General features: G+C 35.6%; 7 protein-coding genes. All 7 read left to right on the top strand.

The genetic code is table 11. The features are described from left to right. The first annotated feature begins 15 nt into the window (after positions 1–15). The 7 genes from porV to IPI31_06560 all read left to right on the top strand — a co-directional run bounded on the left by porV (position 16) and on the right by IPI31_06560 (position 14205). Complete coding sequence (gene porV, locus IPI31_06590; protein MBK7567482.1) at positions 16–1227, top strand: type IX secretion system outer membrane channel protein PorV; 1212 nt, start codon at positions 16–18, stop codon at positions 1225–1227. 133 nt (positions 1228–1360) lie between these two features. After that, positions 1361–2617, top strand: a complete 1257-nt coding sequence (locus IPI31_06585) for a hypothetical protein (protein ID MBK7567481.1) — start codon at positions 1361–1363, stop codon at positions 2615–2617. Between the two features lie 1625 nt (positions 2618–4242). Then, a complete protein-coding gene (locus IPI31_06580; GenBank protein ID MBK7567480.1) occupies positions 4243–7629 on the top strand; it encodes a methylmalonyl-CoA mutase family protein in 3387 nt (1128 codons plus the stop codon). Positions 7630–7898: 269 nt separating this feature from the next. After that, positions 7899–10205, top strand: a complete 2307-nt coding sequence (locus IPI31_06575; protein ID MBK7567479.1) for a T9SS type A sorting domain-containing protein — start codon at positions 7899–7901, stop codon at positions 10203–10205. A gap of 348 nt (positions 10206–10553) precedes the next feature. Beyond that, the gene (locus IPI31_06570; GenBank protein ID MBK7567478.1) at positions 10554–11390 is read left to right on the top strand and encodes a T9SS type A sorting domain-containing protein; all 837 of its coding nucleotides are present in this window, start codon (positions 10554–10556) and stop codon (positions 11388–11390) included. Continuing rightward, the gene (locus IPI31_06565) at positions 11387–11731 is read left to right on the top strand and encodes a hypothetical protein (protein MBK7567477.1); all 345 of its coding nucleotides are present in this window, start codon (positions 11387–11389) and stop codon (positions 11729–11731) included. The genes IPI31_06570 and IPI31_06565 overlap by 4 nt, the downstream gene beginning before the upstream one ends. Positions 11732–11799: 68 nt before the next feature. Next, entirely contained in the window at positions 11800–14205 is a 2406-nt protein-coding gene (locus IPI31_06560; GenBank protein ID MBK7567476.1) for a S8 family serine peptidase, read from the top strand. The last annotated feature ends 71 nt before the right edge of the window (positions 14206–14276 follow it).

The following is a 14276-nucleotide window of genomic DNA, read 5'->3' as shown; positions in this document are numbered from 1 at the left end:
CTATAAATTACACGAATGAAAAATATTCCCGTAATTTCTACTTTTGTTTTTTCTGCGACATTATTTTCTAATTCCGTTCACGCTCAGATCACAATTGGAAATGGAAATTCTAACGATTATTTAAATACAGTGACCACTGCAATGCCTTTCCTGAGAATGGCCCCTGATGCACGTTCCGGGGGAATGGGAGATGTTGGAATTGCAACTTCTGCGGATGTGAATTCTATTTATTGGAATGCTTCAAAACTTGTTTTTGTTGATGATGATAAACCTTCAGCAATTTCATTTAACTATGCACCATTTTCTGATAATTTGATCAAAGGTATTTATTTGGCTAACTTAAACGGATATCAGAAATTAAGTGACAAATCCTTTTTAAGTTCATCTCTGCGGTACTTTTCTTTAGGTAATATGAGTTTTACGGGAACAGGAGTAATAAATGATTTTCATGCCCGTGAATTCGCTTTTGATGTTGCATATTCACGAAAAATATTTGACAATTTTTCAGCAGGTATAAATATGAAATATTTGTATTCTAATATTCCGACAATACAATTTAATAATGGTGTACAAATTAAACCATCTCAGGCAATTGCAGGTGATCTCTCATTTTTTTATACAAATAAATTTGAATCTGTTGGAAAAAATACAGAATTGGGTTTGGGATTAAATATTTCGAATATTGGAAATAAGATCACCTATACAAACAGTGTGGAGAAAGATTATTTACCTACTAATTTGGGAATTGGAGTTTCTTACGGAATAAATTTAAACGAATACAACAAAATAACCCTTGCAGTTGACCTTAATAAGTTAATGGTTCCGACTCCCGATACTTCAGATATCCAACCACAAAATGGAATTCCCGATTTTAGAGAACAAAATGTTTTTAGTGGAATGATAAATTCTTTTAGTGATGCTCCCTATGGTTTTAATGAGGAGTTACATGAAATAACAATTTCAACAGGAATAGAGTATTGGTTTGATAATAAATTTGCTGTGCGCACAGGATATTTTTATGAGCATGCAACAAAAGGTGGCCGACAATTTTATACGCTCGGCACCGGAGTACATTACAATGCTTTTGGAATAGATTTTTCTTATCTCATTCCAACTCAAAACAATCAAAATCCTTTAAATGATATTTTTCACCTCTCGTTAACGCTGAATTTAGATTCGATCGTTTCTAGTGTGAAATCACGGCACGGTGAAGGAGCTGAAGGGTGAACAAACAATTTAAAATGAATCGAATACACTTCAAAATTTCCCTGAATTTGACTGCTAAATTTAGGAATTTCCGTTCCATACATTATCTTTAAATTAATAAACCCCCAGATAATTGAGGGATTATTGATTTATAATGAAAAAAATCACCCTGTGTATCTTAATTTTTTGTGTAACTAAAACTGTTACATCACAGGTGTATTGGACCGAAACCTTTGGTTCGGGAATTAAAAATACGAGCATCGATCTGTTGGATACCGGTAATGGTGCATGGACAGAAGTATTGAACGGAGCGCAGGGTGTGAAGGCAAATTCCTTTTTTGCAAGTGTGGAAGAATGCGGAAATGCGGCAAATACCTGTGGTTCTGTTTGCCCTTCAGATGCGAGTTTACATGTTGGAAGTGTGAATGTAGGATTATGTGCAGGTGGCGATTGTGGTGCTGCCTATTTTGCCTCGGGCACTTCACTCACAAATAAAGATGCCATTTCACCGTTAATAGATAATACAGGACTTTATGGGATTACAATAACCTTTAATTTTATTGGATATGGCGAGGGAACGCAGGATGTTGGAAGCTGGTCGTACAGCTGTGATGGTGGTGGATCCTGGACCTTTGTAACCAATCTAACTACAAATTGCTGCAATGGCGGTGGATCTCCAATAAGTTGCACTGCATTTTCCTGTTTACTGGGTTGTCAGGGCAGATGGACTGCCTACACTTATACTTTGCCGGCTTGTGCCGACAATATCCCCGATTTTCAAATCAAATTTAATTGGAAGAACGACACCGATAATAATGGAAACGATCCTTCTTTTGCGGTGGATGATGTTACATTATCATTCCTGACATTACCTATCGAACTCATTAGTTTTAATGCAACAGAAATGTTGGATGAAATTAAAATTGATTGGACAACACAAAGCGAGATCAACAACGATTATTTTACAGTTGAACGATCTTTTGACGGAAAAGAATTTTATGCGCTCGAAAATATTTCAGGTGCAGGAAATTCAACAACACAATTAACTTATTCTTATAATGATCATAATTTATTAGCGGGCGCAAGATATTATCGTTTAAAACAAACCGACTATGATGGCAACTTTAAATATTCAGATATTATTCCATTAATTGTGAAACAACAAACTATTGTATACAATGCGCAACAATATCCCGATCAATTGATCTTATTATCGCATCAGTATTCTTTTGAAGATCTGCATTTTGTTTTATTTAATGCGGCTGGCTCAATGATAACAACTTTAGGTTCGAACGAAACCTCCAATTCCTATACTATTGATCTGCAAAGTATTCCCAAAGGCATGTATATAATTGCCGCAAAAAATGATCGCGGTGAATTTTTATTTAGGCATCAGTTTTCGAATTATTGATTTTTTGACCCGATTGAAGATCCTCATTTGGGCTAAAGCCCGGTGAGGTGTTCGTTTTTTTTATCCGTGGGTTAAAACCCACGGCTATTTGAAAATACTTCGGATTGCATAATATAAATTTACATCAAAACTTAATCCTTAGTGGGAGAAATGCCTACTCTTCACATTATCCTTAGCCAACCTAATCAATAACCCCCGGCTTTAGCCGGTGGGGTAAAAACACAAACTTCAACCGGCTTTAGCCCAAATGAGGATCATCATGATTAGATTAAAAAATCAATAATACGAACATTAAAAAATCAAATAATTATATAAAACTCCGCCCTTCAACTTACTTTCCAATTGAAAATCTGTTTGGGCTAAAGCCTGGTGAGGTGTGCGTTTTATTTATCCGTGGGTTAAAACCCACGGCTATTTGAAAATACTTCGGATTGCATAATGTAAATTTTACATCAAAACTTAATCCCCAGTTGGAGAAATGCCCACTCTTCACATTGTCCTTAGCCAACCTAATCAATAACCCCCGGCTTTAGCCGGTGGGGTAAAAACACAAACTACCATCGGGCTTTAGCCCAAACGAGGATCATCATGATTAGATTAAAACATCAATAATACGAACATTAAAAAATCAAATAATTATATAAAACTCCGTCCTTCAACTTACTTTCCAATTGAAAATCTGTTTGGGCTAAAGCCCGGTGAGCTGTGCGTTTTTTTATCCGTGGGTTAAAACCCACGGCTATTTGAAAATACTTCGGATTGCATAATATAAATTGAAATCAAAACTTAATCCTTAGTGGGAGAAATGCCTACTCTTCACATTATCCTTAGCCAACCTAATCAATAACCCCCGGCTTTAGCCGGTGGGGTAAAAACACAAACTACCATCGGGCTTTAGCCCAAATGAGGATCATCATGATTAGATTAAAACATCAATAATACGAACATTAAAAAATCAAATAATTATATAAAACTCCGCCCTTCAACTTACTTTCCAATTGAAAATCTATTTGGGCTAAAGCCCGGTGAGCTGTGCGTTTTATTTATCCGAGGGTTAAAACCCACGGCTATTTGAAAATACTTCGGATTGCATAATATAAATTTTACATCAAAACTTAATCCCCAATAACCTCCGGCTTTAGCCGGTGGGGTAAAAACACAAACTACCATCGGGCTTTAGCCCAAATGAGGATCATCATGATTAGATTAAAACATCAATAATACGAACATTAAAAAATCAAATAATTATATAAAACTCCGTCCTTCAACTTACTTTCCAATTGAAAATCTGTTTGGGCTAAAGCCCGGTGAGGTGTTCGTTTTTTTATCCGTGGGTTAAAACCCACGGCTATTTGAAAATACTTGGGATTGCATAATATAAATTTACATCAAAACTTAATCCTTAGTGGGAGAAATGCCTACTCTTCACATTATCCTTAGCCAACCTAATCAATAACCCCCGGCTTTAGCCGGTGGGGTAAAAACACAAACTACCATCGGGCTTTAGCCCAAACGAGGATCATCATGCCAAGAAATAACTATTCAATAGGCTGAATTTACCAATAACCGCTATCTCCTCCCTCCTATCACCCCGAAATCCTTAAATTTGCAGTATATTCGATACAATGAAAGACGCTTTACCATACCACCCGAAAAATAAAATAAGAATTGTTACCGCGGCGAGTTTATTCGACGGACATGATGCTGCAATTAATGTGATGCGACGAATTATTCAGGCAACCGGTGTTGAAGTTATTCACCTCGGTCATGACCGCAGTGTGGATGAAGTGGTTAATTGTGCAATTCAGGAAGATGTGCAGGCAATTGCCATGACGAGTTATCAGGGAGGACATACCGAATATTTTAAATATATGTATGATCTTCTGCAGGAAAAAGGTGCAGGACAGATAAAAATTTTTGGTGGAGGTGGAGGTACTATCTTACCAACTGAAATTGAAGAATTACAGAATTATGGTATCACCAGAATATATTCACCCGACGATGGAAGGTCTTTAGGTTTGCAGGGGATGATAAATGATCTCGTTGAGAAAAGTGATTTTGCAACAGGAATTAATTTAAATGGTGAGCTGAATAAATTATCCCTATTAAATGAAAAAAATTCTTCGCAGGAAAAATACCGAAGCATTGCGCGATTAATTTCCGCAGTGGAAAATAATACACCAGATGCTAATAATATTATGACGCAGGTGGAAGTGCTTATTAAGGAAAATAAAACACCTGTATTGGGAATTACAGGAACTGGCGGAGCAGGAAAATCATCATTAGTGGATGAATTAGTGCGAAGATTTTTGGTGGATTTTGATAATAAAACTATTGCAATTTTATCCGTTGACCCAAGCAAAAGAAAAACCGGCGGTGCATTATTGGGCGACAGAATTCGCATGAACGCTATAAATAATTCGCGGGTATATATGCGTTCTATGGCAACCCGCCAGGCTAATCTTGCACTGAGTAAACATGTGGATGAAGCAGTTAAGATATTAAAGGCTGCGAATTTTGATCTTATTATTCTTGAGACTTCCGGTATCGGACAAAGTGATACGGAAATTACGGAACACAGTGATGTTTGTATGTATGTTATGACTCCGGAATACGGCGCAGCTAGTCAGCTCGAAAAAATCGACATGCTTGATTTTGCAGATATTATTGCCATAAATAAATTTGATAAACGCGGAGCAAGTGATGCGCAACGCGATGTGAGAAAACAATTTCAACGCAATCATAAATTATTTGAGACCGATGTTGAAAAAATGCCTGTTTTTGCAACTATTGCATCGCAGTTTAATGATCCGGGAACAAATCAACTCTATCGCCATCTGATGGATACCATCAAAGAAAAAACAAAGGTTGATCTGCACAGCGATTTTCATATTACGGATGAGATGAGTAAAAAAATATTCATCATCCCTCCTCCCCGCACCCGATATCTCGCTGAAATTGCAGAAAATAACAGAGGATATGATAAAAAAGCGCTGGAACAAAAAGAAATAGCACAAAAATTATATGCTATCCATAAAACAAAGGAATTAATTGAGGATGAAAGTACAAAACTAAAATTAGAAGAGGCTTATAAAAAGACTTCGGTCAAAATAGAAAATGAAAATCTTGAATTAATAAGCAATTGGAACGACAAAGTAACATCCTACAAAAATGAAAACTATATTTTTAAGGTAAGAGATAAAGAATTAAAAATAAAAACACATTCCGAAAGTTTAAGTCATTTACAAATTCCTAAAATTGCTCTTCCTAAATATGAGGCTTGGGGAGATATTTTATTTTGGCAATTACAGGAAAATGTTCCAGGTGAATTTCCATTTACCTCCGGTATATATCCTTTTAAAAGAGAAGAAGAGGATCCAACCAGGATGTTTGCCGGAGAAGGTGGCCCGGAGCGCACCAACAGACGTTTTCACTACGTAAGTAAAGGCATGCCTGCAAAACGTTTATCCACGGCATTCGACAGTGTAACATTATATGGCAATGATCCCGATCATCGCCCTGATATTTATGGAAAAATTGGCAACAGCGGAGTGAGTATTTGTTGTCTGGATGATGCTAAAAAATTATACAGCGGATTTAATTTATCCGATCCTAAAACATCTGTGTCGATGACAATTAATGGTCCGGCACCAATGTTACTCGGATTTTTTATGAATGCAGCAATTGATCAGCAATGCGAAATTTATATCCGCGAAAATAATTTATTGGAGGAAGTAAATAATACTATAAAAGAAATTTACAAAGGAAAAGAACATTTACGACCGAAATATAATTCCGAAATTCCCGAAGGAAATAATGGTCTTGGATTATTATTATTAGGTGTTACCGGTGATCAGGTTTTACCTGCAGATATATATCAAAAAATAAAAAAACATACACTCAACGTTGTTCGCGGAACCGTTCAGGCAGATATATTAAAAGAAGATCAGGCTCAAAATACCTGTATTTTTTCCACGGAATTCGCTTTGCGATTAATGGGTGATGTGCAGGATTATTTTATTCACAATAAGGTGCGCAATTTTTATTCCGTTTCCATTTCAGGATATCATATTGCAGAGGCCGGTGCAAATCCAATTACACAATTGGCATTTACCTTAGCCAACGGATTTACCTATGTGGAATATTATTTAAGTCGCGGAATGCACATAAATGATTTCGGACCTAATTTATCATTCTTCTTCAGCAACGGAATCGATCCTGAATATGCAGTGATAGGTCGTGTAGCACGTCGCATTTGGGCAAAGGCAATGAAACACAAATACGGCGCCGACGATCGCACACAGAAATTAAAATATCATATTCAAACCAGTGGAAGAAGTTTACACGCGCAGGAAATTGATTTTAATGATATCCGCACAACGTTACAAGCTTTATATGCAATTTATGATAATTGTAATTCGCTACACACTAACGCATACGACGAAGCAATTACAACTCCAACAGAAGAAAGCGTTCGCCGCGCAATGGCAATTCAATTGATTATCAATAAAGAATTAGGACTTGCTAAAAATGAAAATCCGACTCAAGGTTCTTTTATAATTGAAGAATTAACTGATCTTGTTGAAGAAGCAGTATTAACCGAATTTGAAAAAATATCAGAACGCGGCGGAGTTTTAGGTGCAATGGAAACCATGTATCAGCGCGGACAAATTCAGGAAGAAAGCCTTTATTACGAAACATTAAAACACACCGGAGCATATCCTATAATTGGTGTGAATACTTTTTTAAATTCTAAAGGTTCTCCTACAATTTTACCCAAAGAAGTAATTCGCGCCACTGAAGACGAAAAACAATTTCAAATTACCACTCTCAATAATCTTCACGAATATTACTCCGACAAAACAGCATCCCATCTCCGCCATCTCCAAAAAACTGCAATTGAAAATAAGAATTTATTTGAAGCCTTGATGGAGGCTTGTAAGTATTCTTCACTGGGGGAGATTACACATGCGTTGTTTATGGTGGGCGGTCAGTATAGACGGAATATGTAAGATTCGAAGGGAGAAGAATCGAAGAATCGAAGGGAAGGATCTAAGGAAATAAAGGAAGGAAGGTGTGGTTAAGGATAAAAAAGGGGGCGATCGTTTTGGATTGAAAATTTTATATCTTGCTGATAACTTTTGCTTAGGAATAAAATTTATCGGTATTGATCAATTTAAGTCTTGATACTTGATACCTGATACTTGGAAATAAGAAAAGTGTATATTTAAATTGAATTACGATTAAACCCGTTCAAAAAAATATCGAATAAAATACAGCTATGAAAACTCTGATTTTATTAATACTCATTTTAATTACACCTATAATTACCTTTTCACAAGATGACGTTCCTAATAATTCACCGGATGAGGCGCCATTGGTAAATATTCCTGCTGGATTTTGGTCAAGTATTGGTCCGGAACCAGGTGATGTTGATTATTTTAAACTGGAAGTTACAGAACCTGGAGTTCTCGAAGTATTGGTTAATAATTATACCGAAGCTACAGGGGCTGCGCTTGCAATTGAAGTTACTCTTTTGGCAAATGATGGTATCACTCAAATTGCCTATAGTGTGGAGGGTTATGTGAGCTTTGATGTTCAGAAAGAATTTGCACTTTGCCCCGGAACTTATTACCTCTTAATTAATGAATGTTATTTGACAGATAATGATGCCGCCGATCCCGATCTTCTGTATACTAATATCCATTTAAATACGAATGAAATAACAGAATGTAATAACTGTTTTGCCTATGCAACGGAAGTTCCTATTGACACTTCTTTTACTACTAAAATTTATGGTACGAATAATTTATACCCTGGCGGAACAGATAGAGATTATTTTAAAGTGGAAGTTCCTGTTGCAGGTATAATGCACATTTATATTGATAATCCTTCTTCCTTAGAACTCGTGCTAAAGGTTTATGATGATGATACCACAACATCTGACCTTGCTTCCATTTTTGATGTTGACGCCGGACCTGTTAATCTTTCGACTTACACTGTAGTTTGCCCACGCACTTATTATTTTTATATCTATTCAAGTGAATATCCATCTTACGATTCCACATCCATAACAGTTAACATTGGTATTGATACCTCAGAAATTTGTGAATGTAATAATACATTTGAAGAGGCAATGTATGTTCCCATGGATACCACCTTTGTTACAAAAATGCACGGTACAAATATGGATTATGGAGATCGTGATTATGACATTGATTATTTTTATATTGTTTCACCATGTTATGGACAAATAGAAATTACTGTAAATAATCAAACAGAAAACACATATGGGTTCTATCAAGTGTTTTACACTGACGGGCCACCTGCCTTTTCAACAAGTCCTTCATTTCCCGGTAATACGTTTCATAATTATTTTCCGGGAGAAGAAGGAGATACCACTTATTTTTCTTTGGAATATGACTATAGTGTCGGCTATGATTATTATTTTGACACTGTGCTCATCACTGTTGAATTACATCCCTACGCCTCTGAAGAAATTGATTTTGAAAGCGACACATCACTTTGCACCGGCGATTCCGTAATGCTGTTTGTTGTTGATCCCGATGCCGATCATTATTTATGGAATACGGGAGATACCACAACTTCCATCACTATTAATGAGGCAGGAAGTTATTGGTTTACAGTATTTGATGATGCTTGTATTTTACATTCCGACACCATTGATGTTTCACTTCACGAAATTCCTACCGCAATAATTACTCCGGGTGGCCCTCTGGAATTTTGTGAGGGAGATTCTGTAGTGCTTTATGGATCAGGAGGCGATATATTAGATTGGATTCCTGGTCCCATAGCTGATAGTATCGTTGTTGATGATAATGGAACAATTCAACTTAAGGTAACAACGGATGGTTGTTACGATTATGCATCAGTATATGTTGAAGTTTATGAACTGCCACAACCCGAAATTTTTACTTCAGATCCTACTACCTTTTGCATCGGCGATTCAGCATTATTATTTACTACAGCAATAGGAGATATACTTTGGAATACCGGATTAACAACAGATACAATAATTGTATATGATGCGGGAGAATATTTTGTTGAAGAAACTGATATACACGGTTGTTACGGACAATCTGAACCCATTTTAATTGTAAATAATCCATTACCTGTCCCAGAAATAACCTTTGCAATTGGCACTTTTTTTTGCTCCACTTCAGAATCCTATCAGTGGAATTTGGATGGAACTCCTTTAGTTGGCGCGACAGAACAAACCTATATACCAACTGAATTTGGAAGTTACTCTGTAACCGTTATGGATGCAAACGGGTGTATGGGAACATCAGAAGAATATATGTTTCTTTTGGAAATTCCGGAATGGCAATCAAATATTAAAATATTTCCAAATCCGGTGATAGAATCATTAAATATTGTTTTTAGCAACGACCTGAGTTTTCTTTCTATGGATATTTTAAATTTACAGGGAGAAATTGTTTATTCTAAAATACTAATTGGCACCTCGCAAATTCAATTATCCAACTTAATGTCAGGACAATATTTTATTAAATTAACAGATAGCGATGGAAATATATTACTAAATCCTTTCACTTTAATAAATAATTGATATCAGAGATATCAGTTATCGCTTTCATTTTTGATTGGACATTTTACAACTTGGTGTTAACTTTTTCATAGAAATAAAATTTAACTGGATAAAAATTTAATTCCATTTATTAAAATCATCCAATTCTAATAATAAAAAATAAATCAACAACAGATTTCATATCTCCAAACTAACATCTACATACTAATTCCAATATATTGATCTCTAATTACTAAATACTAATATCTAACTATTCCCTTAACACCCCTTAACACTAGTTAAATTACACCTGCCTGACAATTCTTATGTTAAGGAATTTTTTTGGTGATTTTATTGCATATAGTTTTGGATAAAATAAATTCAAAAATTATGCAACCTAAATTCTACTCTCTTTTATTATTTGCATTTGTAATTAACATTTTACCAATGCATGCACAATGGTGCACTCCCGAAACTGCTATTCCTTATAATGCGAATATGCCAGGGATCACACATTTTATTTTGAATACTATTGACAGAGAATCTACCGATCTTGAAGATTATCCGAATAATAGTTTTGTGAATACCGGATTAACTACAACATTATTAAAAGGAGAACAATATTCCACATCCATAACACATACCATTGATGCAACAATTTGTGATGATATGAATTTAAGAATATGGATAGATTTTAATCAGGATGGCGATTTTATGGATATTGATGAAACAGTTTTATCGGAAGATCATCATGAAGTGGGCACTTTTGAAGATTCATTTACTATTCCGCTAACTGCCTTATCGGGTGCAACAAAAATGCGTGTGACAGCTAAAATGTCGAGCAATGGCGGACATATACTTCCCACACCTTGCGATATCCCTGCCGATCCTTTTGGTTATCATGGCGAATTTGAAGATTATGATATTATTATTTCCTCTGAGACAGGAATAACAGATAACAATACTGTTAACACTTCCATTAAATTATTTCCCAATCCCGCTACAAATACATTTTCTGTCTTGACTCAAAATGTTAATACACAAATTAGTGGATATACCATATCAAATATTAATGGATCTGTTATTTTGGAAAATGGAAATAATAATGCGACAACAAATAATATTATTTCCGATATAGATATCAGCTCACTTGCAGAAGGAATTTATATTGTAAAAATATTTATGGGTGATAATTACGAAACGCATCCGCTTGTAGTTATAAAATGAAATATTTTTTCTTAAGTGTGATTTCATGTCTAGGGTTAACGGGTTGCAAATATGATCATAAAACATCTGTTTGCGATTCCGTTTTTCCTTTTGTGAGCTATGAAAATACGGTGAAATTTATCATCAAAAATAAATGTTCACTGAGTGGTTGTCATCAATCTGCAGCAAATATCGGCGACTTTACCAGTTATGTAGAATTAATACCATCCATTGAAAATACTGCCTTTCAAACCTTTGTTATCGATCTTCAAATAATGCCACCGGAAGGAAATGTGGCACTCACCGCTGATGAAATAACCAAACTTAGTTGTTGGTTAGAGAATGGATACCCTGAAAAATAAGGGTTATAATTCAACCTGTTTTTACATCCCCCCAAACTTTCCTACATTTACATTACCTAAACCATTGTATGAAACACTTTTTAATACTTTTGATGCTGCCGGTTGCAGTTTCAGCACAGAATATTACGTTTGATCAGCGTTTGCTCGATTCAGTGAAAATGGAGTCTATCAAATATCAGGTCGGATATGATCTTGCTGTAAAATATGCAGAGGGAAATAATTTACCAATATCCTTTCCCACAGAAAATGGAGGACTTACTCAAATTCATAATTTAATAAACGGATTTCCGCATTATTATACAACCGATAATCTTAATTCCGCAAAAACGGATGGTGCTAATAAAGTATGGACAGGCGGAGGTGCAGGATTAAATTTATCGGGCAGCGGAATTCAATTGCGCATTTGGGATTCCGGTAAATTGTTGACAACACATCAGGAATTAAATACCCGTGCAAGTATGGGTTTATCGCAAACCGCAACTTATAGTAGTCACTCCACACATTGCGCCGGAACCATGATCGCATCAGGAGTTGATGCAAATGCAAAGGGACATGCATACCAGGCAACAATAAAAGGATTCGACTGGACTTCAGATATCGAGGAAATGACAACGGAAGCATCGTTAGGTATGTTAATTTCAAATCACTCTTACAGTTATATTGCAGGATGGTATTACAACAGCGGAACTTCCATGTGGGAATGGTATGGAGATATGAGTGTTGATGATAATGAAGATTATATTTTTGGAAATTATTTAGATAAATCGCGTGATGTTGATCTTGTTGCAAATGCAGCACCTTATTATTTACCGGTTGTTGCAGCTTCCAATAATAGAAATGATGATGTTCCCTCCGGAGCAACTTATAAATTAATGTATACCGGCGAACTATTGACTGCAGATGGCTCAGAACCAAAACCGGATGGCATTTATGATTGTATTCCCGGTGGATTACAAACAGCAAAAAATACTTTAACGATTGGAGCAATTGAGGATATTGTGAATGGATATATTAATCCCTCAGATATTATTATCACTTCATTTTCAGGATATGGTGCTTGTGATGATGGAAGAATTAAACCTGATATTGTTGCAAACGGAGCAAGTTTATATTCCTGTGTTGCATCAGGAAGTGATGATTATTCGAATTATTCCGGAACAAGTATGGCAACACCATCTACTTCGGGAAGTCTTGCCTTATTACAACAACACCATAATAATTTATTCGGCCACTATATGCTTGCATCCACTGCAAAGGCATTGGTGATGCATACTGCAGATCAACCCAGTGCAACCTTTGGTCCTTCTTACGCATTTGGTTGGGGATTATTAGATACAGAGGGCGCTGCATTATTTATTTCTAGTGTTGTTGATGAGCCTATTCGTATGCAGGAACTTAATTTATTAAATAATGAAACAGATAATTTAGCAGTGAAAAGTTATGGATTATCTCCAATTAAAATAACAATTGTTTGGAACGATCCTGCAGGTAATGTTCCGGCGGAAGCATTGGATCCAACAACAAAAATTTTAGTGAATGATCTTGATATCAGATTAACAAGGCTGAGTGATAATACCGTTTATTTTCCTTTCAAATTAAATCCATTAATTCCCGATGCACTTGCAACCAATGGAGATAATAATACGGATAACTCGGAGTGTATTTATATTTCTGCTCCTACTGCAGGTGATTACAATATTACTATTACACATAAAGGTTTATTAAGTGGTGGAGATCAGGATTATTCCTTATTGTTATCAGGATTAACTTGCAGCAATTACAGCACAACTGTTTTTGTAACAATTGATGCTCCATCAACCTATACTTTGCCGGATGGATCTGTAGTTTCTACATCGGGAATTTATAATACAATTTTTGGAACAATGTATGGTTGCGATTCCTCAATAATTACAGTTCTCACTGTCAATCCTTTAGTATGTCCAGTTCCGACGGGAGTGTTTTCCAATATGATAACATCAACAAGTGCAAAAATAAACTGGACTGCAGTTACAGGCGCAGAAAAATATCAAATTTATTATCGCCCGGTGGGAACTACAACGTGGTTAAAAAAATCGAGCGCCACAACTTCTAAAAAATTAACGGGTTTAATTTCAAATACGGCTTATGAATATAAAGTAAAAACTAACTGCGGAGCATTGGGTTCAAGTGGATTTTCACCGCTTCAAACATTTACAACTTTGCCGTTAAAATTTACAAGTGAGATTGAAAATATACAATTATCAATTTTTCCTAATCCGAATAACGGAAAATTTACTGTAGTTACCAATAATATTCCCGATGGCAATGTATTTGTTTCCATCGTGGATATTCAGGGTAAGATCTGTGTATCACGGAACTATTCCTGTATTGATGGAACCATTGAGATAGATGCAGAATTTGCGAACGGCATGTACTTTTTAAGGTTAAATAATACTATTTCTGAAGAAAGTTGTTTATTTACAATATTGAAATAATAATTTCCACACTAAAAAAAACAAACTTGTATAATAATACTTTTCAAACTCTATACCAATCCAAACTCAAA

The organism is Bacteroidota bacterium (assembly GCA_016706865.1).
In the GTDB taxonomy this organism is placed as follows: domain Bacteria; phylum Bacteroidota; class Bacteroidia; order Chitinophagales; family BACL12; genus UBA7236.
The sequence above is the reverse complement of the archived record's forward strand: the minus strand, read 5'-3'. Positions and strand labels throughout refer to the sequence as shown.

Bases quoted from the DNA above. Each gene is read 5' to 3' on its own strand.
- IPI31_06560 (MBK7567476.1), top strand. From the start codon at position 11,800: ATGAAACACTTTTTAATACTTTTGATGCTGCCGGTTGCAGTTTCAGCA.
- IPI31_06565 (MBK7567477.1), top strand. From the start codon at position 11,387: ATGAAATATTTTTTCTTAAGTGTGATTTCATGTCTAGGGTTAACGGGT.
- IPI31_06570 (MBK7567478.1), top strand. From the start codon at position 10,554: ATGCAACCTAAATTCTACTCTCTTTTATTATTTGCATTTGTAATTAAC.
- IPI31_06575 (MBK7567479.1), top strand. From the start codon at position 7,899: ATGAAAACTCTGATTTTATTAATACTCATTTTAATTACACCTATAATT.
- porV (MBK7567482.1), top strand. From the start codon at position 16: ATGAAAAATATTCCCGTAATTTCTACTTTTGTTTTTTCTGCGACATTA.
- IPI31_06580 (MBK7567480.1), top strand. From the start codon at position 4,243: ATGAAAGACGCTTTACCATACCACCCGAAAAATAAAATAAGAATTGTT.
- IPI31_06585 (MBK7567481.1), top strand. From the start codon at position 1,361: ATGAAAAAAATCACCCTGTGTATCTTAATTTTTTGTGTAACTAAAACT.